The 22,832-nt window shown below is 64.2% G+C and carries 14 protein-coding genes and 1 pseudogene; 7 read left to right on the forward strand and 8 right to left on the reverse strand.

Features of this window, described 5'->3' with window-relative positions; translation table 11 throughout:
- Positions 1-83: 83 nt before the first annotated feature.
- Positions 84-2,105 carry a tyrosine-type recombinase/integrase gene (locus tag METLW4_RS0103650; protein ID WP_083919209.1) on the reverse strand — a complete coding sequence of 674 codons (2,022 nt, stop codon included), beginning with the start codon at positions 2,103-2,105 and terminating at the stop codon, positions 84-86.
- 482 nt (positions 2,106-2,587) lie between these two features.
- Here METLW4_RS0103650 and METLW4_RS26270 point away from each other — a divergent pair, with 482 nt between their 5' ends.
- Genes METLW4_RS26270 through METLW4_RS0103680 form a run of 5 tightly spaced genes read left to right on the forward strand, consistent with a single transcriptional unit; the run spans position 2,588 to position 12,553 of the window.
- Positions 2,588-6,208, forward strand: coding sequence for a DUF4132 domain-containing protein (locus METLW4_RS26270; RefSeq protein ID WP_157234860.1), 3,621 nt, complete (start codon positions 2,588-2,590; stop codon positions 6,206-6,208).
- Complete coding sequence (locus tag METLW4_RS0103665) at positions 6,208-7,302, forward strand: ATP-binding protein (protein ID WP_018264850.1); 1,095 nt, start codon at positions 6,208-6,210, stop codon at positions 7,300-7,302. The genes METLW4_RS26270 and METLW4_RS0103665 overlap by 1 nt, the downstream gene beginning before the upstream one ends.
- A gap of 9 nt (positions 7,303-7,311) precedes the next feature.
- Positions 7,312-9,675, forward strand: coding sequence for a DUF5682 family protein (locus METLW4_RS23905; protein WP_018264851.1), 2,364 nt, complete (start codon positions 7,312-7,314; stop codon positions 9,673-9,675).
- Positions 9,654-10,805, forward strand: a complete 1,152-nt coding sequence (locus METLW4_RS0103675) for a VWA domain-containing protein (protein ID WP_018264852.1) — start codon at positions 9,654-9,656, stop codon at positions 10,803-10,805. The genes METLW4_RS23905 and METLW4_RS0103675 overlap by 22 nt, the downstream gene beginning before the upstream one ends.
- Complete coding sequence (locus METLW4_RS0103680; protein WP_043331680.1) at positions 10,802-12,553, forward strand: SWIM zinc finger family protein; 1,752 nt, start codon at positions 10,802-10,804, stop codon at positions 12,551-12,553. The genes METLW4_RS0103675 and METLW4_RS0103680 overlap by 4 nt, the downstream gene beginning before the upstream one ends.
- Here the strand turns inward: METLW4_RS0103680 and METLW4_RS27600 are convergent.
- The 3 genes and pseudogenes from METLW4_RS27600 to METLW4_RS0103690 form a co-directional block, all read right to left on the reverse strand.
- On the reverse strand, positions 12,548-12,802 hold the full coding sequence (locus METLW4_RS27600; RefSeq protein ID WP_157234862.1) for a hypothetical protein: 255 nt from the start codon (positions 12,800-12,802) through the stop codon (positions 12,548-12,550). The genes METLW4_RS0103680 and METLW4_RS27600 overlap by 6 nt on opposite strands.
- Positions 12,803-12,877: 75 nt before the next feature.
- A pseudogene (locus tag METLW4_RS23910) lies at positions 12,878-13,882 on the reverse strand (aldo/keto reductase).
- Positions 13,883-14,589: 707 nt separating this feature from the next.
- Positions 14,590-17,208 carry a MobA/MobL family protein gene (locus METLW4_RS0103690; RefSeq protein WP_157234864.1) on the reverse strand — a complete coding sequence of 873 codons (2,619 nt, stop codon included), beginning with the start codon at positions 17,206-17,208 and terminating at the stop codon, positions 14,590-14,592.
- A 205-nt stretch (positions 17,209-17,413) separates the two neighbouring features.
- Between METLW4_RS0103690 and METLW4_RS0103695 the strand changes: the two genes are divergently transcribed.
- A complete protein-coding gene (locus METLW4_RS0103695) occupies positions 17,414-18,514 on the forward strand; it encodes a hypothetical protein (protein WP_018264855.1) in 1,101 nt (366 codons plus the stop codon).
- Between the two features lie 73 nt (positions 18,515-18,587).
- Here METLW4_RS0103695 and METLW4_RS0103700 read toward each other — a convergent pair whose 3' ends face one another.
- From METLW4_RS0103700 to METLW4_RS0103715, 4 genes are all read right to left on the reverse strand, one after another.
- The gene (locus METLW4_RS0103700) at positions 18,588-19,094 is read right to left on the reverse strand and encodes a diacylglycerol kinase family protein (protein WP_371212317.1); all 507 of its coding nucleotides are present in this window, start codon (positions 19,092-19,094) and stop codon (positions 18,588-18,590) included.
- 10 nt (positions 19,095-19,104) lie between these two features.
- On the reverse strand, positions 19,105-20,847 hold the full coding sequence (locus METLW4_RS0103705) for a linalool dehydratase/isomerase domain-containing protein (RefSeq protein WP_157234866.1): 1,743 nt from the start codon (positions 20,845-20,847) through the stop codon (positions 19,105-19,107).
- Between the two features lie 208 nt (positions 20,848-21,055).
- Positions 21,056-21,430, reverse strand: coding sequence for a transcriptional regulator (locus tag METLW4_RS0103710; protein ID WP_018264858.1), 375 nt, complete (start codon positions 21,428-21,430; stop codon positions 21,056-21,058).
- Complete coding sequence (locus METLW4_RS0103715; RefSeq protein WP_018264859.1) at positions 21,417-22,034, reverse strand: hypothetical protein; 618 nt, start codon at positions 22,032-22,034, stop codon at positions 21,417-21,419. The genes METLW4_RS0103710 and METLW4_RS0103715 overlap by 14 nt, the downstream gene beginning before the upstream one ends.
- 153 nt (positions 22,035-22,187) lie before the next feature.
- Between METLW4_RS0103715 and METLW4_RS27605 the strand changes: the two genes are divergently transcribed.
- Positions 22,188-22,667 (forward strand): hypothetical protein, encoded by a 480-nt coding sequence (locus tag METLW4_RS27605; protein WP_157234868.1) that lies wholly within the window; start codon positions 22,188-22,190, stop codon positions 22,665-22,667.
- Positions 22,668-22,832: the final 165 nt, after the last annotated feature.

Here is a 22,832-nt window from a genome sequence, read left to right on the forward strand (position 1 = left end):
GCTCCGGGTCGATGGATCCAGCGCGGAAGCCTCGCTCGATCAGACCTTCCACGGCGGGGCCACCAGGACGTCGGCCATCCGATTCATGAACCAGAAGCAGGGACGGAACCACCGGCATTGCCGTTCTTTCGCCTCGGCTTCCTGCCGATTTTCTTGACCACATTCTCGCGCAGAAGGATCGGGTGAGCCTGCAATTGAGCGGTGACATTCGGAATCTTCTTCAGCGCTCTCAGCTTCCTGCGCAGGGCGACGTCGTCGCGATAACGTTCCTCGACCTCACTCGTGCCTTTGTGGCCCATGATGTCCTGTCGCCAGTCGGGGATCACCCCCGCCTCGACGAGCTGCTGGTTCCCGAAATGGCGGATGGAATGGAAGACTTTACGCGCTTTGACCGCCGCAGGCGCCGTATGGGTCAGCAGAGGGAGCCAGTCTCGGTGAAACTGGTTGCCGAGCACCGCCCTTCCGCTGGCGGGCAGCAATTCTGGAAACAGCAGATCATATCCCAGAGCCTTGATCGCTTCGATATAGGCGCGAAGACCAAGACGCAGCAGCTCGGGATGGATCGGTATTTTCCGCTTGGACTGTGGGTTCTTGAGGCGGCGATATTTGTTGCGGACGACATCGAAATACGGAACGGGGACGTCGAAATGAACGTCGACGATCATCAGGCCGCATATCTCCTCGCGCCGCATCAGCGAGTAGATGGCGATCAGCGGCGCCCAGTAGAGCGAGTCGTGGATCACCATCTGACCGGGTTTCAGACGTTCGGCCTCGCTGAGGCATCCTTGCCAGGGCGCGCCCTTCAATATGGCCTGAATATCGTCGAGCGTCATGGGCGGTCGCTGGTCGCGATCGCGTTCCCCTTCCTTTGCCCGCAAGCCGGACAGGTCGATCGTTTCCGCCGTGCGGAGACCGTAGGACGCCGCAGATTTGAGAATATTGCCGAGCTGGGTCATATGGCGATTGATCGTCGGCGCGATCAGCCCACGCTTTTCCTTCGGCAGCGCTTGGCCTCGGGCGAGAAGCTCGGCGACCGACCTTTGCGCGTCCTTCGATGATCTTCCGTATGATTTCGGCAGGCCGAGCAGCACGTCACGATATTTCGCAACGTCGCATTGCCGCAGGCGCGCGAACTCGTCGTGCTGGACGATGCGAGTCAGCAGGCGCGCGACGGAGATGTGCTGGCCGGCCGTTTTTTCGTCCCAATTTCCCAATTGTAGCCGAGTCGCCGCGAGCTTCGCGGTGTGGCCGGTGATCGTTGTCGGTATGTCCGGGTCCTGCGCGGCGCTTACGACGACGGGGGCGGGCGAGACTTTTGTCGCGAGATCGGCGGCTGGCTCCAAATCCGCTGGAGCTGTCGGAACGGCAGGCGGCGGCGGAGCGGTCGTCGATCGCTTCGGTTCCGTGGTCGCAGGAGCGGGCGCGGCGCGATTTCGGCGCGCGGCGCGCAACAGCTCGACATCGTCGGCCGTCGTGTCGCTCCAGCGTTCATCGGTGTCGAGGCAGGCGGCCGCTTTGCCGCGATAGAGCGCATGGGCCGTTTCGGCGAGCACGACCGCGGAGGGCTCGACGTCCGGCGCATGCTCGGCGAGCAGCTTGCGAAGCTTCCACTCCGGCGCCGGAACAAGACCTTGCCGCCGCAACACCTCGAGCGTCGCCTGAATCTGAAACGCTTCTTCGGCCGGGAGGCCGCAGCGCGCCAGAAAGGCCGCCGAGTCGGCGTCGAGCTGTGCCGACGTCCCTCGCTCCGCGAGCAGCTTATAGACGGCGCCGACAACGCGGTCGGCGCGGGCGCCGCTCATTGGCTCCGGCTCGGAGCGGGCGCGATCCGCCGTCGCCGCCCGGGCGAGCAGGTCCGACTGCTCGAGCGCCGCGGCGATCAAAATCGCCCGCGCCGCCTCCGGGCTGAGACGGGCGAGGCGGATTTCCTCGAAAAGCTGCTCGCTCATATGAGTCAACGCTGCTCCACGCCGACGCGCTACATCCTGGTCTTTCGTGCCCAGGCTGACGACGACGACGCCAGCGTCGCCGGCGGGGACGCCTATGATTCGCCGTCGCCAATAGTATACGGCGCCGCGACGAAAGACGTGAGAGACGGCCGGCATGTGGCACACCCTTGTAGTACAGTCATGTGCAACAGACCGCAAAACCGCCCCAGCTAAGGGAGATTTTGCTTAATTTTCAGATGGTTATGTGGCTATGGCTGGGGCGGGAGGATACTGCCCCCGGGCGCCAGTATGCGCAAGTCATTGGCGTCGCATCACGTCCGGCGATGTTGGCCGAGTGGTGTCGCGCGCATTTGTAGCACGCTGGCGCCGCGACGCAATCTGTGATCTTTCGCGCGCTTGGCCTCGTGGCCGCTGCTTCGCGGGGCGAGATTGGCTTCGACGAATTCGCGGTCGGACGGCAGCGCGGAACGGCCTCTACTCGAAGGCCGACCGGCTGGCTTTTCGCTCAGGACTCTTCTAGCTTGGCCTCAGATCGATTGTCGGCGTCACTTTGCCAGGGTCGGATCATGGCTGGATTTCTTTCAACGCTCTTTCGTAAAAAGTATAACTCCGGTCTCGACGACAAAGACGAAGCCAGCGTGGCCGAATATCTGCGGCAATTCGAGGCGCTCGAAAAAATCATTCCATCAATCGCGCCTGGATTGGCGTCGCGATTGATCGATTACGTGTTCACTGGTGAAGGAGCTTCTGTCCTCGACGAGGTCCGCGGCGCCTTCCAGTCCAACACCAACTGCGCCATCGGCGCGAATTTCGAGTCCATCGCCTCGTTCTTGGCGGAGCCCCGCAAATGGAGGCCCGATATCGTCTTTCGCTCGATCCGGGTCATCGAGCAGAGCTATCTCGGCTCTATTCGTTGGCGTCTCCACGGCGTCGGTGACGAGAGCGCGCCGAAATGGCTTGTCGCCTATGTCGCGACGCTCGGGTTAATCCACGACAGTCACAAGATGCGCACGCCCTGGCCCGGCACGTTGACCTATGCCCGGCTGCGGGATCTCGCGGCAGTCGCCGGAGACGGAGAAGCCTCTCTGCTGCGCTTCGTCTTCGAGGCGCCCCGACTGCATTCCGTTGCCTGGACGCATTACAATCTCGCCGTTCTCCCGGATCTGCCGCAGATTTTCGCCGCTGAAGCCAATGTGATGGCGGAGCGATTGGATGGGCTGAGCTCGGCGGGCAAGGCCGAGGCGCTCCGCTTTCTCGCCCGCTCGCACCTGATGACCGGCCGGCTGCTCGATTTCAGCCTGGGTTGCGCGGCCGACGGCGGCAAGGCTTTGCGCGCCGCAGCGGTCGCCTCGCTAACGGCGGCCGCGCCGGATGAATTGGCGCGCCGCCTCGTCGACCGGCTCGCCGATGGCGCGCAGAAGGAGCGTCTCGCCGCCGTCTCCGTGGCGATGTCGGTGATGCGCGATCGTGCAAAATCGCTACTGTCCGCGGCGCGCGAGGGGCAGAAAGCGCTGCGCGTGGTCGAGGAAATCGATGCGGCGCTACGCCTTATCGAGCAGGCGGACGCGACGGCCGTCGCCGCCGCCGGCGACGCGGAGGAGGGGGGCTGGTACGAAGGCGCGGACGGCTCGCGCATCCTTGTTCCGCCGATGGGCGAGCCGCCGCCCGACACGCCCGTCAAGGCGGAGGTCCGCGCCGCTTTCGACGCTTATGTCTTGCGCCACAACGCGGCGGCTCGCGCGCGAAATCCGGGCCGAACCGGGCCGGCCTGGCAGCGGGGGGAAATCGGCGAAGATGCGGTCGAGCGACTTGTTCGAGATATGGAGGGCCGCGGAGGCGGTGGGGGCCGGGTCGGCCATTTCCATTTGTTTCCAACGGCCGAGGAGTGCAGAGAGCTGCGAAAGCTCTGGTCTTCTCCGGCAATAACACTCTGGCACATCGCGCGCGTCGCCCATGTCGACGCGCCTCTCAATATTCATTGGTATCGACATTTTCTATCCGTCGATTCCGTTCTCGGCGAGCAGTTCCAGCAGCGCCTGCCGGCGGAGGGGCGGGATATCCGCCATGCTTTCGCCTATGGCGCACAGGAGTTTCGGCCCTATTTGCGGCTCGCCCTGCAAGCCGACGAATTATCGGGGTCATCGTCGCGATGGGATTGTCCGGCCGACCTCCTCTGGCCGGCGCTCTGCGATCATTTCGACCTGCTCGATCAAGCGCTCGGCCTCGCGCCGAACGAGGGCGAGCGCCCGCTATCGCCGCTCAAAGCCTTGGACATGCTGTCCACCTTTCCGGTTCTTCCGAAACGCTTTCTCGCTCCTGTCGTCGACCTCGCCTTTGGCGAGCGCAAGGTCCTGCGCGGCGAGGCTCAAGCGCTGTTGCGCAAGACGCCGGGCGTCGGCTCGACGCTCATTCCCTATCTTCGCGCGTCCAAGGCCGAACAGCGGGCGGAGGCCGCGACTCTGCTGGGGCGGATCGGCTTTCTCGGCTCTCGCGAGGCGCTCCGCACGCAGATCGAGAGGGAGAAGAACGAGACCGTTCGCGCGAGCCTGCTCGGAGCTTTGCGGGAGCTGGGTGAAGACATTTCCGCCTATGTCTCCGCGGCTAGGCTCGGGGCCGAGGCCGACGCCGGACTAGCCAAGGCCAAGCAGCTGCCGGAATGGATGCGGATCAACGCGCTGCCGCCGCTGCGATTGCGCGACGGAACGGCGCTCGCGGCCAACGTGGCGCTTTGGTGGACGACGCTCGCCATCAAGCTCAAGCAGCCGGGCGGCAATGCGCTTTTGGACCTCTATCTCGATCTGCTGGAGCCCGCCTGCGCAGAGGCCTTCGGCCTTTTCGCGCTACGCTGCTTCGTTGCCCGGGACTCGGAGCGGCCCGGCGAGGCGGAGGCGAACGCCTTCGCGGAGGCGGAAGCCGATCGGCAATTCGCGGCGATCCAGCGGTGGGACAAAGAGGCGACGCGCGAGCGAATCTTCGCGATGCTGCGCGCCGCCAAGCTCGGCGAATATCTCCATTCGGCGATCGACGAGAAAGGGCTGCTCGCGCTCGCGACGCGCGTCGATGGCGTCGCTCTGGCGGAGGCGGTTCGCGCCTATCTGAAGGCTCATTACGGCCGCGTCGCCCAATGCAAAGCGCTGCTCGAATGTCTCGCGGGAAACGGGAGCGCGCCGGCGGTGCAGCAGCTTCTCGTCGTCGCCGGGCGCTATCGCCAGAAGACCGTGCAGCAATTGGCCGGCGATCTCATCGACGCCGTGGCGAGCCGCAAGGGCTGGACGCGCGAGGAACTCGCCGACCGCTCCGTGCCGACAGCGGGTTTCGACGAGACCGGCGTTCTCGAATTGCCGATCGGCGAGCGGATCTACACCGCCCGGCTCGGCGAGGAGTTGAAGGTCGTCCTCTTCAATCCGCATGGGCGGCCCATTCAAAACCTGCCGGCGAGCGAGGAGGAGGGCGCCGCCGACGCCAAGCGGCAATTGTCGCAGACGCGCAAGGAGGTCAAGCAGGTCATCGGCTCCCAGACGATCCGACTCCATGACGCCATGTGCGCGGAAAGCCGCTGGCGCAAAGAGGTCTGGCTCCGCTTTGTGCTCGAGCATCCGGTCCTGGGCGCGCTGGCGCAACGGCTGATCTGGGCCGCCTTCGACGACCAGGGAGCGCTCGTTTTTACATTCCGCCCGCTCGACGATCTTAGTCTCACCGATGCGAATGACGCGAAAGTCGTCCTGGACAGCGTCGTCGAAATCGGCGTCGTCCACGCCTGCGCGCTGGACGAGGGAGCGGTCGCCGCCTGGCGCGCTCATCTCGGCGATTATTGCGTCGAGCCGCTATTCGCGCAGCTGGTCATGCCGCAGGCGATCACGACCGACGATGTCCTCGAATCGCACGAGATCGACGATCGCAAAGGCCATGAGATCGAGGCGCTGAAGCTCGGCGGCGAATTGAAGAAGCGCGGCTATCTGCGTGGCGAGGCGGGGGATGGCGGCTGGTTCACCGATTACGTCAAAATCTTCCCCGCCGCGAAAATCGCGGTGGTGTTGGAATTCAGCGGCAATTCGCTGCCGGAGGAAAATCGCGGGAGTGCTCTGCATGGCGTGCGTTTCATCCGCCGCGAGGCGGATGGCGCGATCCATCATGGGCGCGTGTTGGCGCTGCGCGAGACGCCGCGGCCGTTGCTGATGGAAGCGTGGAACGATTATCACGCTTGCGCCGCCAAGGGCTCCGGCTTCGACCCGAAATGGAAAGAGAAGGACTATTTCTGATGGAGACGAGGATTCTGCGCGCGCCCGCCGAAAAGCGCTTCGCGGCGGAGCTCGCGCGCCTCGCGGCGGAGGATACTGGGCCGCGTCCGGTGGGCTGGGCGATGTCGCCCAAGGCAGTGCGGAGCTTCATTCTCGGCGACCGCAAGAAGGAGGTGACGCGCAAGTTCTTCGGCGACGACGCGCTGGTCGAGCGGGCCATCGTCAGTCTCATGAGCGAGCAGGGCCTCATTCTCGTCGGCGAGCCCGGCACGGCCAAATCCATGCTCTCCGAGCTTTTGGCGGCGGCGATTTCCGGCGCCTCCGGCCTCGTCGTGCAGGGCGCCGCCGGCACGACCGACGATCACATTCGCTATGGGTGGAACTATGCGCTGCTCATCGCCGAAGGGCCGAGCGAGCGGGCGCTGACGCCCTCGCCGATCCTGCGGGCGATGTCCGAGGGACGCATCGTGCGCGTCGAGGAAATCACGCGCTGTCCGCAGGAAATCCAGGACGCGCTGATCTCCATATTGTCGGAGAAGGTCATGGCCATTCCCGAGATCGGCGAAGAGCGCGCCGTCTTCGCGCGGCCCGGCTTCAATGTCATCGCCACCGCCAATCTGCGCGATCGCGGCACGCATGAGATGTCGAGCGCGCTGAAGCGCCGCTTCAATTTCGAGACGGTGAAGCCGCTCGCCGATCCAGAGCAGGAGCGCGCGCTCGTCGCTCAGCAATTGGCGGCGCGGCTCGTGGACCTTCCCGCCGCCCCGTCGATGCGGGAGGACGCGCTCGACGTGCTGGTGGAGACTTTTCAGGATTTGCGCCATGGACGCACGCGCGACGGCGCTCCTGTGGCGCGGCCCGACGCCGTCATGTCGACGGCGGAGGCGGTCAATGTCGCTCATGCGGCCGTGCTCGACGCCGTTTATTTCGGCGACGGCGAGGCCTCGCCCGCGCATATCGGCCGGCTATTGCAGGGCGTCGTGCTCAAGGACAATTCCGAGGACATTCGCAAGACGCGGGCCTATCTCGACCAGATCGCGCGCCAGCGCGGCAAATCGAGCGGCGCCTGGGCCGAGTTCCATCGCGTCGCCTCCGCGACGCTCAAAGGCGCCTGAGCGACGACCTTGCGCGCGCCGATCGATTTTTTCCCCATAAGGCATCACAGCCCGGCCTGCGCGGCGCATTTGTCGGCGGCGCTGCGGGCCTTGCGTCCCGCCGCGATCCTCCTCGAGGCGCCGGAGGATTTCGGGCCTCTTCTCGCGAACCTCGTCGCGCCGGACGTGAAGCCGCCGATCGCCGTCGTCTCGCTGCCAGAGCGCGAGGCGATCGACGAGGAAGACGAGGGCCGCGCCAGCTATTATCCGCTCTGCGACCATGCGCCGGAGCTGGTCGCTCTGCGCATCGCGCAAGAGCTCGCTATTCCGGTCGAGGCGATCGATCTTCCCTCGCGCTCGAAGGCGATGCTCCGCGCGCAAAAATCGGCGGACCGCCCGCACTTGTTGACCAATGACGAGCGCTTGACCGTTTCGGACTATATCGACGCCTTGTGCGAGCGCACGGGCGCCCGCGATGGCGTCGAGCTCTGGGACCGACTGTTCGAGAGCCGCCTCGGCGAGCGCGATTGGGATGCATTCTTCCGCGCGCTCGACGCCTATTGCGGCCATTTGCGCGAATTGGCGCGGCCGGAGGATATCGAGGCGGACGGAACGCTCGCCCGCGAGCGCCATATGGCCGCAAAAATCGCCGAGGCCGCCGAGCGCCATGCTGGCGCGAGGATCGCCGTAGTCACCGGAGGCTTCCACACGCCCGTGCTCCGCGAAGCGGGCGGCGCGCGGCCGAGCGGCGCGCGCGAAGACGCGCCCCGGCGGGCGCGGATCTATCTCATCCGCTACGGCTTTCCGCAGCTCGACTTGGCCAATGGCTATGGCGCAGGCCTGCCATCGCCTGGCTACTACGATTTGTTGTGGAAGGCGAAGGACGCCGGGGATGCGCTCTGGCGCGAGACGACGCATCGCTGCCTCGAGGGCTTCGCACGGCGCCTCGCCGAAACGGACAGCGGCCTCTCCTTTCCGGTCGCGGCGCGGCTCGCAGCGGCCGAATGCGCCTTTCACCTCGCGGACTTGCGCAACCTCCCGGGACCCGGCCGCTCCGAGCTGATCGATGCGGTGCTGTCGACGGGCGTGAAGGACGCCGCCGAACTCGGCGCCCCGCTCACCTCCGCCTTTTCGGACTGGCTCACTGGCGATGCCCTCGGCGAGCTGCCGCTCGGCGCGCACGCTCCGCCGCTGGTCGCCGCCGTGCGCGCCGCCGCAGTGGCGCTGGGCTTCTCGCTCGAGCGCGTCGCGCCCGCGACCAAAGAATTGGATATCTATCGCAAGCCGCGTCATGCCGCCGCCAGCCGCTTTCTCCATGCGCTGGAGCTGATCGGAGCCGGTTTCGCGCAGCGGCTCGCCGGCCCGGATTTCGCCATCCGCCAGCGATCCGGCTTTCTGCATGAGCAATGGAGCTATATGTGGGGACCCGCGGTCGAGGCGGCGCTCGTCGATCGCTCCCTCGACGGCGATCGGCTGCTCGCCGTCTGCGCGGCGGAAATCCGCAGACGGCTCGCCGCCTTGGAGACTGCGGGCGAGGGACGCGACGCCGCGCGCGCCGCGCGTCTCTTCCTGGCCGCCGCGATGGCCGGCCTCCAAGGCGAGCTCGATTGCGTCGCTGACGCCATGCTGCCCATGCTGGCCGAATGTCCCGACATAGGACGGCTCGCCGAGGCCTTTCGACTGTTGCTCGTCGTGATGCGCCTGCCGAACTCCCGCGCGGGCGAGCAACCAGCAGCTCTGCGCCGTCTCATCGACATCGCCTATCGCGGCATGACGCGTCATCTCGCTTCGCTCACGCGGCTGGATCGTGAGGCGGCGCTCGCCGTCGCGCGCGATCTCGGCGAGCTGGCCGGCTTCGTCGTCGGACCGGAGGCGGCGGCGCTCGGACTCGATCCGGCGATACTTTCGAAGGCGGTCTCGGAAGCGCTCGATTCCGGCGACGACCCGTTTTTCATCGGATCGATCGGAGCGGTCGCGCTCACTCTCGGCGCGCTGGACGAAGAAGGCTTCGAGCGTCGCATCGCTTCCGTCCTCGCTGGCGCCTATGAGCGGCCGTCGCGTGGAGCCGAGGCGCTGACCGGTCTGTTGGCGACCGAGCCACGCATCTTCGTCGGAAGCCGGCCGCTGATCGCAGCGGTTCATCGATATCTCGCGGGCTTCACAGAGGAGGATTTTCTCGCGGTTCTCCCAGAATTGCGGTCGGCCTTCTCGGAGCTCGATCCGTCTGAGATCGATCGATTGGCCGAGCTGATCCCTGGAGTCTCCGAGAGTGACGCCGTGGACGAGGAGGCGATCTCGGAGGCCGAGCGCGCCGAGAACGAGAAATTGATGGAAGAGGTCGCGGCGCAGTGGCGCGCCGACGGCCTCGCCGAATGGCTGGGCCTTTCGCCGTGACGCCCCCTGACGACGTTCTCATTCGCTGGCGCATGGCGCTCGGCCGCTCGGCCGAGAGCCGCATCCAGGATGCGCTCACCGAACAGCAGCGGCGCATCGACCGCGCGCTGGAGTTCGTCTATGGGCGCGGAATCATGCAGAGACGGCTGCGGGCCACCGGGCGGGAGAGGGCGGCGGGATCGCTCGACGCCGCGCAGCTCGCCTTGCCGTGCTGGATCGGCGAGATGCGCGCGCTGTTTCCGGCGAGTGTTTTCGAGGAGGTGCAGGGCCATGCGCTCGATCGCTTCGGAATGGCCGAGCTCTTGTCCGATCCGGAAGCGCTGACGAAGCTCGAGCCCAATCGTGATCTGATGAAGGCGCTGCTCGCCTTCAAAGGGCGGCTCGATCCGCGCGTCGCCGGGCCCGCCAGGACAATTGTCGCGCGTGTCGTCGAAGAGCTTGTCCAAAAGCTGAAGCCGAAGATCGAGCGGGCGCTCTCCGGGGCGCGGAATCGGCATGCGCGCGCCGCGGTGAAGAGCGCGGCCAATTTCGACATTGCGCGCACCGTCCGCGCCAATCTGAAGAATTACGATCCGGGCCGCGGCGTGCTCGTCGCTGAAAAATTGGTCTTTACCGCGCGTCAGCGGCGAAAGCTGCCCTGGACGGTGATCCTCGCCGTCGATCAGAGCGGCTCGATGTTGGATAATCTGATCCACGCTTCGGTCATGGCCGCGATTCTGTCGGGCATGCCCTCGGTCGTGACGCGCTTCATCGTGTTCGACACCTCGATCGTCGATTTGACCGACCGCCTGTCCGACCCGATCGAGCTGCTGTTCTCGGTGCAACTCGGCGGCGGCACTCTGATCGCGCCCGCGCTCGCTTATTGCGAGTCTCTCGTGACGGATCCGAGCCGCACGGTGGTGGCGCTCGTCAGCGACTTCGATGAAGGCGGGCCGGTTTCGGACCTGCTGCGCGTCGTCAAACGGCTCGCTGCGGCGAGGGTGACGACGATCGGAATCGCGGCGCTCGATGGGAACGCGGCCCCCGCCTATAATCGCGACGTCGCCGAGAAGCTCGCCGGCGCGGGGATGAAAATCGCCTCGATGACGCCGGATCGTTTCGCCGAATGGCTGAGCGGGATCATGCGATGAGCGCCGCGATCATCGCCGCTCACGCGCGGCTCGACGCGACGGCGCTGGCGGACCTCGCCTCTCCCGGCCTCGTGCGGCGCGCCGAGGCGGATATAGCCGAGGGGAAGGTCGCGATCGCGGAGGCCTCTGACGCGGCTGTGCGCGTCACAGCGGATGGGGAGACGGTCACGCTCGTTGCTCTCGGCGTCGAGCGTTCGAGCTGCACCTGCCGGTCTCCGCGACTTTGCCGGCACAGGATCGCGGCGGCCCTGCTGATCCGCTCGCTGGCTCCTGTCGACGCCGCACCCACTACCCTTGCGCCCATCGTTGGTCGGTCGCGCCGCAAGTCCGCGCCGGATGCATCGAAACCGGAACTTCCCCGTGGCGTTTCAACGGCCGTCGAAACGCGCCGGGCGCTGCTCGCCGATGCCACGGCGCTCGCCGAGCGTGTCTTCGCGATCGGCTTCTCGCGCGCATCCGCGTCGCTCGACGCCGATCTCGCGGCGCTGTCGACCGTCGCGCGCGCGGTCGGCGAGGCGCTTCTGGCGGCCCGTCTCCAGATGATCGCCGGCCATCTCGAGGCCGGCCGCAATCGCGACCCGACCTATTCCGCGACCGCGCTCTTGTGCGATCTCGCCGCTACGGCCGCCCATGCCGCCGCTCTCGGCGCCAGCAGCGTGGCCGGCCCGGCGGATGCAGAGGCGTGTGTCGCCGGCCTGCGCCTGATCGGGCTCGGCGCCCGGCTCTGGGAGAATGATTCCGCGCGTGGCGTGACGGCTGTTTTCTACTCTCCATCCGAGAGGAGAATCCTGCATGCGACGCATGCCCGGCGCGTCGGAATGGACCCGATGTTTGCGGCGGCGACTGCCTATCGCATCGCCGCGACGTGGGGCGCCACATTCGGTCGCCTGACCGGATGCGACTTCATACTGCGAAACGCCGAAGTCGACGACGTCGGTCGAATTGCGGTCGCGAGCGCCGCGCGCGTCGACGAGGCGAGGCCCTGGCGCCCGTCGCGTTCCGTCGTTTCGGCGTGGCCAGTCGCCTTCGACGATTGGCGCGTCTTGCAGGACCATTGCCGTCTCGCGCTCGGAGGACGACTGATGCGTCCGGGTGCCGCGCGGACCTATCTCGTGATTATGCCGAAAGCGATCCATGCAATAGAATTCGACGAGCTCCGGCAAAGAAGCTATTGGCCGGCGTCCGATCGACACGGGCGGTTCGTTGCTCTCGAGGCGCCGGCCGATCGCCGGCCGGATGGAGAGCTCGACGGACGCCTGACGGGACGAGCCGACCCATTGGTCGTCGAGGCGACCGTCGAAGACGGCGCGATACGTCTTCTGCCCTTGTCGCTTCTGGGCGCGACGATCACGACGCTCGATTTCATCGATTCCGAACAGTCGGGTCGACGGATCGGCATGGTCGAGCGCGCGAAAGGCCTGCTCGTGCGACGCAAGACCCGCATACGACGATTTTCATTGTCGCCGCTAAGCCGAGCCGGGCGACGGGCGCCGGCCGACGCGCTCTTGCGCATAGCGGCTTTCGCCGAAAGCGCGGGGAATATCTCGACCGAACGCCGCCTAGAAACTGCGACTCGGCTGGCCGCCTCGTTGAGGCGAGAGGGATTCTATGCGGCGGCCGACGTCATGGACCGCGTGGCGTCGGCCGAAGCGTCGGATGCGCACGGCCTCTGGCTGCGCGCCGCCTACGCCTGCGCGACGCTGCGCAGAGCCGATCTCGAGCTCGCATGGGCCGAGCCGGCTCTATGAAAATGCGTCTGATTTCGACCGAGCGCGGAGTTTCGACCGGTTGCAGTGGAAGCCGTTTCCAAAAACGCGTCCCGAGGCGCCGGAGAAATCGGAACGACATACGATCGCCGCGACGCCCGCTTCGATGGTGGAACGTCGACCTCGAACGCCGGCGCGCTGCTGCTCGGCAAGGTCGATAAGGCCTTGAAATTGGCGAAACTCCTCGTGGCCTGCTTCATCGATTGCAGCAATCTCGCGCTGATCGAGCATGCGGCCGGTCGGGCTCGTGCTCGACTACGAAGAATTGAACGACGCGCGCGGCTTGGATCGAGCCGGCGAGTCCTGTCACCGTGCAGCAGGAGTGGGCGCGGCGGGGTCGATGAGGCCGGCGTCGCACAGACGGCGCCAAAACTCGACCGGAATGATCTCATCCATGGCGGCGCGATCTTCTGCAATTCGGCTCGGACGGCTCGTGCCGGGTATCACCGCCGCGACCGCTGGATGAGCGAGCGAGAATTGCAGCCCGGCCGCCTTCATGCCGACGCCGTGCTCGTTGGCGATCGCCTTGATCCGCGGCACCTTGTCGAGAACGGCAGGCGTCGCCGGCGCATATTCGAAATTGGGGCCGCCCACCAGCGCGCCCGAGCTGTAGGGGCCGCCAACGATGATGCGCAGACCGCGCTCCTCCGCCATTGGCATCACACGCTGAAGCGCCTTCTCATGGTCGAGTAGCGTGTAGCGGCCGGCCAGCAGAAATATGTCGGGATGCGGCTCGTCGAGCTCCATAACGATTTCGATCGGCTCGACGCGATTGACGTCGAGGCCCCGTCCCGCGATCACGCCTCCTCGCGCAGACGATCGAGCGTGCGAAATGCTCCGAGGCGTGTGCTCTCGAACATGGCCAGCCACTCGTCGCCATAGAAGTCCTGCGCCACGTCATGGACGAAGACGAATTCGATATGGTCTGTCCTCGCGCTTCAGGCTGCTTCCAGCGAGCGTCGCGCTCTCCGAATAATCATTGACGATGCGGTTCGGATCGCCGTGCGCGAAGACGCTGCGCTTCTCGCCGAGATCGCGGGCGCCGACGTCCTCGATCTCGTCGAGAATAACTCGGCCCACTTTGGTGCTGACGACATAATCCTCGCGCGGCTTGCCTGCCTGGGCCTCGCCCAAGCGCAGCTCCGCGAGGCCGGCGCCATAGAAGGGCGCCGTGTCGAAGTAGCGGACGCGGTCGTTCCAGGCGGCCTCCGCAGTCGCGCGCGCCTTCTCCTCGGAAATGTCGCGAAACATATTGCCGAGCGGGGCGGCGCCGAAGCCGAGCTCGCTCTGGAGAATCTTCTCCATGCTCATGAGCTCGATCCTTTCGTTCGGCGCGGCGGCTGCGACATGGGCCGGCGTCAATTAACTGCGACGATATTGACGACAACCGTGGTGATCGCGCTGCGATGTGAACGCGTGCGAAGGTCGGTGGGTCCAATCGCGTGTGCGAATTCGTGCTACCTGTCGGCGACACGACTCCGTTGGAGGGAGGTCGCGCTCGGCAGGCGACCTTCTTTTGCGCTCCAGGTCGTTTTTTGGGGGCCACTCTTCGAAACCGAGCCGTCTGGTTGGCCTATAGACGCCATCTGTCACCCGAAGGGACTTTTGTATCGTCCGCGCCCTCGGAGCCACAGGAGGGCCATTTGCGGGCGTTTTAGGCGTAGACACGGTTTTGACATTTTTCGGCCGCCAAAAAACTCTAGCTAGAAACCTTCCCCGCAGGGGCTATGCCCTCCTGTCCGCGCGATGCTCGCATCCGAACATGCATTGAAATTCGACGCCATCGAAAGGCGGCTCTCGATAAAAAGGAGGCTTGTCGTGAGGCGCTAAGCCTGCGATCCCCCCAAGGGGGCGCGAGGTCCGACGTCAGCCGCGGAAGCGCTAACTTAACCAATCGAATTCACGCCTCAGACCCCTTGTGTTCGATTGATCAGACCTCCTGGCGTCGAGGAAGATTGGCCAGTCTATAATTTCAAAATGGAGAATAGGCCGAGATCTTCGTGCGTTGCAACTATAGTTTACTTCTTCCATTTGTAGGGGTTGGACGAGAGCGGATCCTTCGTGTCGCTTTCGATAGTGATGTGCGGCGTAATCTGCGCTTGTGTGATCCGCTGTGCGAGGAGCGACAACACGGTGCACGCTCTGAAGATGTCGATCTCTTCCGAAGCGGCAGGCAATTCGTCCAACAGCGATTGGGGTAGATCGAACTCATCGTCCAGCGAGTCGGGGCATCGCGCTCGCGTCGACGCGCTATATTCCGCGCGGACCACGGCTGCCGCGACGGATTTCTCCGATCCGATGAATTTCATGATCTTATCGTACGCTTCAGCGCGACTGGGATTCGTCTCGTGAATCGACCGTCGTACGAAACGCAAACCCTCGACCGCATGAGGATCGGAGGCGATCGCAGATCGAATGCGTTCATGCAGCGATGGCAAGCCTATGGCGACAGGCGGATGCCGTGGGGCCGGTTTCGGCGTTGGAAATTCGTCTAGCGTCACAGCGGGGCGATACGCTTCTCCTCGACGTCTTGGATAGTTCGCCGGCTCTGGGAAAACATCGAAGTCGTCCGCTCGCCACGTGATGTTATGTGAATTCGCGAGAATGTCCTCGAAGGTCACATGCATCTCGGCGTCTGGATCGCGCATCGGAGCCAATGAGCGTAGCGCAGGGTATGGAAGAGAACTGCGGGCGACTTCCACGAGCTCTTCGAGAGTTCGTGCGACAGCGGGGTCGACGAAAAGAGTCGTGTCCCGTTCCGCCGCGAGCAATATCGCCGCCCAGGCATGGCGGGGCGTTGTGATCTCGACGCGCAGTTCCACCTCAGAAGGCGCTTGCTTAGCCTCGCGGATGCGGATCGCCGCAGCGGATCGGGGGTGTGCCTGCCGGACATCCACTGTTCGCGCGCCAAGCCCTGGTATGTCGACGTCGAGCGATCCACGCTCCTCGTCGATGGCAAGAACGCGCGCGAATCCGCCGGCGCGGACTTCGGGCGGCTTCGGACCGTAGAGTGTGCGCTCGAATACGATCCACTCATCGACGTCGAATTTGATTTCCCGGCCGTCCGCGTGGATCACATGTGGATGATGGAGTGGATCCAGCAGGGCTCGCGTCTCGTGAATCCGCCGAATTAGAGGGAGCAAGCGATCAGGATCGTCGCAAACGATGCTACTATGTATTCCCCAAGACGGTGCGTGATCCTCGGCGAAGCCGAAGACGACCTGGTTACGAAGCTTGCGTAGAGCTCGATCCACCAGTCCAGATCTGGCCAACGATGCAGCGTCATTAGGGGCGTCGCTCAACGGCTCGCTGAGGCGATCCACAATATAGGAGGCGAGGCTTCGACAATGTCCGGCCTGTGAGCCGAGGTCCAACCCAAGGACAAGACGAATTCGGTTCTCGCTGGCGGAGAGGATCAGAGCGGCGAGATCTTGGTCCGCGAGGTTTTCCGCTCGTGGAGCCACGATTAGCTCGGGAGCCGACTCGCGGTTAATTGCTTTGGCGACGGTCACGATTTGTGGCCGCTTCACGTTCAGGAGCGCCGCGCATTCTTCACACTCCGAGTGATGGTTCCCTACGACGATTACATCTTGTTCAGTGCGATCCTCGCGAATCTGCTCGAGAACAGCCGTATGGTCATCATCGGCTATTACTCGGATCGCGGCGGTGTGTCTCGCATCCTCTATCGCATCACTCGCCGCCGACATCAGATCAAAAATGCGCCGGGTGGTTGCAAAGCGCGGAGTCGTCTTGCCATCATGGGTCGGGCGTCCAAGCGTCACGATTTCCGAATCTGCGAGAATCTCATTCGCCCGGATTGTGCGATCCGATTCCCGATCCACGAATTTCGCCAGTAGGCGGTGAATTTCGCCGATCCGCATTGTGGATCGACCGCGAAGCAATGTCTCGATCAGGATCGAGGCGTCACCATAGATCAGCGCGAGATTCGTTGCACGCTGCGCGTGGCGGTAATTGTCGACCTTATCGGCGTCGCCGAGCAGGTCGCGGTCGCTCCAATGCCTATCCGGAGCCGGCGCCGGAGGATCGACGACATTGTCGAGCCCTAGCTCGTCAAAGAAGTGAATAAGCAGATCGCGGGCCTTCTCGGGCCAGGAAATGCCCTCGGCGACATAGGTCGCCGGTAGACCGTGCTTCCGCCCATGGCGCGGACGGGCCCAGAGATCGCGAACTTTTGGACCTTCAAATCTCGCCCGCAGCCCGACCGACACATGGGCGTGCCGATTCCGAGATCCGCGGCTCGCTTCGAGTTGGGCCGGGTCGTGGATCGCGAAATGTGCGGGAAGCGCATGCGGACTGCATGCTTGTTGGACCAGTCGACGGGTCACCTCGATCGCTTCGTCCAGCGTCAATTCGTCGTCCGGCGGAAGTGCGACAATGAGCGTCCAGCAGATCTGAGGCCAGCGGGTTCGGCCGTCCATTTTGCGCATTCGCCGCGCCTCGGCATAATCGATTGCGAGCGCGAAGGCGGCCGGAGTCGATAAATCTGGGGCCGCGCCTATTGGCAGCACGACTTCCTCATGCACCATATCGGAGCCGTCGCCTCGGAACTCCCAGCTGTGATTTGAACGTGGGTCGACGACGGCGCCGCGCCCGCAATAGGACACGAGCGCACTCATGCTTACCTGCCGCCGCATGCGCATTGGACGCGCCCGTACATACGCAATCGCCATGGCCGTTCGTTCCGAATTTGGGAGAAAATTCACATTGCATATTGAGCATTGCCATGACGCCAGAAAATGTCCAGGAATCTTTATCGTAGAACGATGTGTGGTGTCATGACATGCTCTGTGCGTAGGTGTCGAACGCAGCGAGCCGTCATCCATGTTTGATGAAATCGACAAGGACATTCGCGCGATGATGCGCGGGATTCAGCAGCAGCAGGAACGCGTGGACGCCGATGCGGCGCAAATTCAGATTCTGGAAGATCGCCTGCGAACGAAGGCGCAGATGCTTCGCCGGGAAAAAGAGGCGCTGATCGTGGCGATGTACGAGAGGCGCGGGATGTTCTCTGCGGCGCCTGAGGCATTTTTCGAGATGTTGGGTCGCGTGGATCGCGAGTTGAGGCATTCTGAGTCCACGTTGACCGGGCGCGGCGAATTACACGCGCCGGCGCAGCGAGAGGACGGCGATCCACGATCCGGCGAGCCGCTGGCGAATTTCGGTGGCGTGGATCATTGTCTCGTCACGATCCATCGTCTCACCAATCCGACGATTGTGGTCAAAGAGGAACTCAGGACCTATGGTTTGACGAAGAACGGTCGCAAAGGGATTTGGTGCGGCAAGGTGAGCCGTGACGCGGCGTTGATCCTCCGAGGGCGCTTTGGCGACCGTGTGACGATCGAGGATGTCGCCCCGTTGGAGGATACGAGAGTTTCGTCGTCGCTCGTCGACGCGGCTCCTCCTGATATATCGGCGATTGTGCTGAACGAAGAGCCGACATCGGAAAAGTCGGCCGACAACATGCTCTCCGCGTCAAGCGATCTACGCGCCGTCTTCGGCGTGGCGGAACACGCGGGCGCTTCGTTGGAGAGGGCCGGAGTTGATGCTCCGAACGGCGATCCAGAAAAGACAAACGGCGAAACGAATGCGAACCTCGACGCGCCTGTCGTGGGCGCGGGTGGATTTGCCGATTTGAGCGGCGATGAAAAGCAAATCGATCCACCGGCGGCGCTATTCGCTGCCGACATAGGTTCGGAAGAGCCCGACTGTCGCTCCGAGCCCGCGTCACTCAACGTGAGCGGCGGAAACGAGGCAGCCGCGGCTTCGAGCGCACCTCTCCTGCGGCAGGGGGCTAGGTTTAACCACGCTGCATTTGGGAAAGCTCGTGCCGCCGCTGCTGAAGCCGCCCGAGTTTCGCCCGCGCCGGAAAATGCGCCACATGATGCAGCCATGGTCAAGGGGCCGCCGCAGGCGTCGACCTAAGCCGACGGAGGATCATTGTGGGGCTTTTCGTGTATGGCGGCGGCGATCGACGTCACGCAAAAGCCTCGGCGCTTCATCGGACCATGGTCGATCCGTCGAGATAGGGCAAAAAGACTGTAGCTCCGATTGCCGCGGCGCCGATCGCGCCTACGAGGACGGCGCCGGCGGCGATGTCTTTGGCGCGCTTTACAGACAGGTCGAACCCAGGCGATACGACGTCACAGACATGTTCGATAGCGGTGTTGATCGCCTCCGCCATCCAGACGGATGAGATGGCGGCGATCAGCCAGCGCCAATCGGATAGGCTCACGCGCAGGAGGAGGCCGGCGCAGATGACCAGCAGCGTGGCCACGAGGTGAGCCCATGCATTGGGCTGCGTGCGCAACATGAAGGCGAGGCCGGCGAAGGCGAAAGAAAAGCTCCGCATCCGGGCGCGCCATGAGAGCGCGTCCGATGAGAGAGCAGGGCGGATAGGCGCATGGAACCGCCAAGCGAGAGGATCGCGAGAAGCCCCACGGCAAGCGCGCGCCAGAAGGAGCAGAGGCGCGAAGAGGAACGCGATAAGAGCGCAGCAGATCATGGATGTTCCCTCAGTCGGATGGAGCCACGTGAAGCTCGGTTCTGTTCTCGAGCGCAATGTCGATCCGCATTTCGCCGGAATGATCCGCTATGATCCGCCGTTCATCGCAGGCCCGGACGAAATAAGAACGTCCGGGGTCGAGGCCGCCGATGGTGAGCATCCGAATGCCGGCGCCGCGGCCGGGATAGAGCACGGCATGAAGGGCGCCGCCGCTCGTATGAGCGCTCGCGGGCAGAATGTCCGGATAGGCCGCCTCGCTGATGAAAGGACCGCGCGCGGTGAGTGGCTGCTGGACGACGAGACGATGCAATGATCCTTCGCGTCCCGCGCGCGCAAGAAATTCGACGGCATGCGCCCAGAGCGAGGCTCGTGGGCGATGAGTGACATCCTCACAGGTCGTCTCGGGACAATCGCGCTCGAGAACGTCGAGCAGATGCGTCGCGATATCCTCGTCGCCCATCTCGGTCGCGGCGGCTGCGCTCGCGGCATAGCTCGACGCACGCGTGAGACGATAGTTGCCGACGTCGATCGGCCAGAGTGCGCGGCGCAGGCGTGCCGGCGTGAGCTCGCGGCGGGCGAGAAGCCACTGCCGCCGCGCGATGTCAGGAAAGAGCGCGTCGAGGAACAAGCAGGGAAATGACTGCATGACCGCGCCGCCCACGGTTGGCGCCAATCCGACGGCGCTCGACACGAAGGGAACGATCCGCCCATCACAGCAGAGAAAATCGCTTTCGAGGCTTTCGCGGAATGTGGGCGCGATCCTCGTCCAATGAGCGCCGCCGGAGCCCGCGTCGTAGGCGCGTATCGAACAGGCGGAGATCATATTGCAGAGTGGGTAGACCCAATTGGGCTCGCAGGCGAGGAGGCCGAGCTCGGCTCGGCGAAACCCAGCCGCCAGCACGTCGACGAGCTCCGGCAGGGAATAGGTGAAGACGCGTCCAGACGGATGGCGAAAGGACAGGCTGCGCGGCGCATCGAAGCGTCGGCTTCCGCTCGCTGCCTGGAAGAGCGCGATCTGCGTTGCGAGAAAGCCGGTGAACATGATGTTGTCACGCGGAACGGGATCGATGTCGTCGCGCAGATTTCCCCAGAGGCTTTCGAGCCGCCAATAGCGCCAGACTCGGTGGTCCATCTGCTTGAGAACGAGATTCTCCTGCGCCTTCGAGAGGTAGGCCTGAAAGGCCGGAAGCCGCTCGGCCTGCGCGATCGACAGAGCATAGGAGATGAAATTCGATTGATAGCGGATCGCCGCGGTCTGGAATTGATCGATCCACTCGAACCCCTCGAAGTCGTCGATCGGCTGCAAGGCGCGATCGAGGAGGAGGCGCATACGGCGCAGATCGTCGCGCGAAAGCTCCCCCGCGGGCGGCGGCGAGACAGGGCTCGGCTCACAGCGGCAGCCTGCGAGATAAGCGTTGGCGCGGCGCCGCTCGGCTGTCGCATGCTGGCCCGATACGACAGCGAGGACGAGCGCGACATCGAGCGCGGCGATAATGCCGACAGGCGTGATCCACACGGCCGTCGGCCAAGCGCGCTCGTCGCCGCAATTGGCTGCGAGCACGGCCTCGGCCACCCAGATCAGGATCGGCGCGACGATGGCGCCGGTCGCGAACCAGAAGACCACGGCGCCGGCGAAGGCGGCCATGCCGGCGATCCATAGAGCGAGATGAGGCGCGAAGGATGGTGTGCCGGGCGTCGCCCACATCAGAAAGCCGAAGCCGGGTCCCATGAGGCCGAGAGCGAACGCGTGCATCTTGTCGTCATGCGTGAATGAAGCGAGAACGACAGCCGCTAGAAGCACGCCTGCATAGGCCGCCGATGTCCGAAGCAGGCGCCGCCGCAGCGTCGGGCTCCAAATATGGTTTCGCTCCGGAAGCAGGAGGGGAGGTATTGAGGATGTTGTGTTTCTCAATGCAAATACCTTTGTAATACAAAGTATGGCGACAAAAAAAAGAGAGCGCTCAGGCCGTCGATAGGCGGCCGATCTTCTCGCCGTCTTGCCGAGCATCGCTCTTGGCGTCCTCGACGACCTGCTGGAGCACTTCGAGATAGCCGAGGAAACGCTTCCGTCCAGAGGGTGTGATCCGGCACGTCGTCAGCGGACGAAGCCCTTCGAACCGCTTGTCGATGGCGACGAGCCCATCTTCCTGCAACACCTGCAAATGACGGCTCAGATTTCCGTCGGTCAGGCCGCACAGTCGCTTCAATTCGCCGAACGGAAGTCCTTTTGGATGGGCGACGAGCGAGGTCAGCAGTCCGAGGCGCGCTTTCTCATGGATCACGCGGTCGAGCCCTTCATAGGCGAAGCGCCCGGCGGATTGCTCACTCTTCGTCATGATCGCCTCCTCGGCTGAGACCCATTACGGCGGCGGCGAGAAGCTGGCCGCCGCAGAATGGCAGAGCCATTGCGAAAGGAGAGAAGGCGTGCGGCCCCGACGCATAGACGAGACAGGCGAGCCCGGTCAAAAGATACCATGCGGCGACGAGGATCATCGCTCTCGGCAGAGAATGGGCCGCGGCGAATACGCCAAGGCTCAGCATGATCTGCCAGAGGCCGGGAAGCATCCAGGCTGCTTCCGGCGCATGGCGAAGAATGACGAGGCTCGTGAGCAACCCCGCGAGACCGGCGGGCGCGAAACGCCACGCTGCCGAAAGGAGCATTTCTCCGCCCAAGCCGCCATGGCTCCTCCCCACGCGGCGCGCCGCTTCGACGCCGATGATTGCGATCGCGCAGGCGGCGACGATCGTCCAAACAGTGAAATAGGCGAGAGGCTCAGCGTCTGGCGCGGGGACGAGGAAAATCTGCGTGATGCCGCCGGCGCCGGCAAGAATCGCGGTCGCCGCGAGCGCCTGCGGTCCATATCCGTGAAACTCCAAAGATTGCGCGACGCGTTCGCGCATCTCGGCGATGTCGGCTAGGGCCTTGTCCAGGTCTGTCATCGGGATCTCATACTTTGCAATACAAAGTATGTGGCGTTCGAGAGACCATGTCAAGGGCGTCTCCCTTCAGTCGAACGAACCCGGGACTCCTAAAATCCATCCCTCGACTTCTGCGACGACGCGCTCCGGTGGCGCCAAGCGGGGGTGTAGATAATGAGCGAGCTTGCCCGCTCGATCCGCACGGGCGAGCCAGGCCGCTATGCTATACGCATCATGCTGATCGCCTGTTCGGTCCTCGCGAGCGAAGCCGCGGCTCCAAAGCGCGGGAAAGACCTCCGCGATCGCCGATTTGCCGGACGGGATGCTCCAACCGTCGAAAGGCCAGAAGTGGACACGATCCGGCAGGCTGCGGCGAATGAACCGCAGCCAGGGAATTCCGGCATGGGTCGACTTTGCGACCGAACCCTGAACGTCGAAATGGAAGACGGACTTCGCGCGGCCGACACGTTCCTCGGTCAAACGGCGCCAGCGGGAATTGCCTGTCCGAGCGGCGCCATTTCCGGCAAGGCCGTCTCGAACGAAATCGACATAGACGAGATCCTCGTCGGTCGGCCAATGGCGGCAGAAACCCTCGAGAAATCGCGGCCATTCCGGCAACAGCCCGTAGCGCTCGAAATAGCACAGCGGGAATGAGAAGCCGTGATCGATGCCGACCAATGTCGAGCGATCTTCCGCCAGAAGTTCGACCAGCCATTCGGCGAGCGCCTTCCGCGTCCAATATTTTCGTGGCGACGGCGGCGGCGTGATCTCGCGAGGCGGTGCGCATTCATCTACGAGATAGACTCGCAATTCTGGCAG

The organism is Methylosinus sp. LW4 (assembly GCF_000379125.1).
GTDB lineage: Bacteria > Pseudomonadota > Alphaproteobacteria > Rhizobiales > Beijerinckiaceae > Methylosinus.

Bases quoted from the DNA above. Each gene is read 5' to 3' on its own strand.
- METLW4_RS27600 (WP_157234862.1), bottom strand. From the start codon at position 12,802: ATGCTCGATCAGCGCGAGATTGCTGCAATCGATGAAGCAGGCCACGAG.
- METLW4_RS0103665 (WP_018264850.1), top strand. From the start codon at position 6,208: ATGGAGACGAGGATTCTGCGCGCGCCCGCCGAAAAGCGCTTCGCGGCG.
- METLW4_RS0103650 (WP_083919209.1), bottom strand. From the start codon at position 2,105: ATGCCGGCCGTCTCTCACGTCTTTCGTCGCGGCGCCGTATACTATTGG.
- METLW4_RS0103690 (WP_157234864.1), bottom strand. From the start codon at position 17,208: ATGAGTGCGCTCGTGTCCTATTGCGGGCGCGGCGCCGTCGTCGACCCA.
- METLW4_RS0103695 (WP_018264855.1), top strand. From the start codon at position 17,414: ATGTTTGATGAAATCGACAAGGACATTCGCGCGATGATGCGCGGGATT.
- METLW4_RS27605 (WP_157234868.1), top strand. From the start codon at position 22,188: ATGAGCGAGCTTGCCCGCTCGATCCGCACGGGCGAGCCAGGCCGCTAT.
- METLW4_RS0103680 (WP_043331680.1), top strand. From the start codon at position 10,802: ATGAGCGCCGCGATCATCGCCGCTCACGCGCGGCTCGACGCGACGGCG.
- METLW4_RS0103700 (WP_371212317.1), bottom strand. From the start codon at position 19,094: ATGATCTGCTGCGCTCTTATCGCGTTCCTCTTCGCGCCTCTGCTCCTT.
- METLW4_RS0103675 (WP_018264852.1), top strand. From the start codon at position 9,654: ATGGCTGGGCCTTTCGCCGTGACGCCCCCTGACGACGTTCTCATTCGC.
- METLW4_RS0103710 (WP_018264858.1), bottom strand. From the start codon at position 21,430: ATGACGAAGAGTGAGCAATCCGCCGGGCGCTTCGCCTATGAAGGGCTC.
- METLW4_RS0103705 (WP_157234866.1), bottom strand. From the start codon at position 20,847: ATGCACGCGTTCGCTCTCGGCCTCATGGGACCCGGCTTCGGCTTTCTG.
- METLW4_RS0103715 (WP_018264859.1), bottom strand. From the start codon at position 22,034: ATGACAGACCTGGACAAGGCCCTAGCCGACATCGCCGAGATGCGCGAA.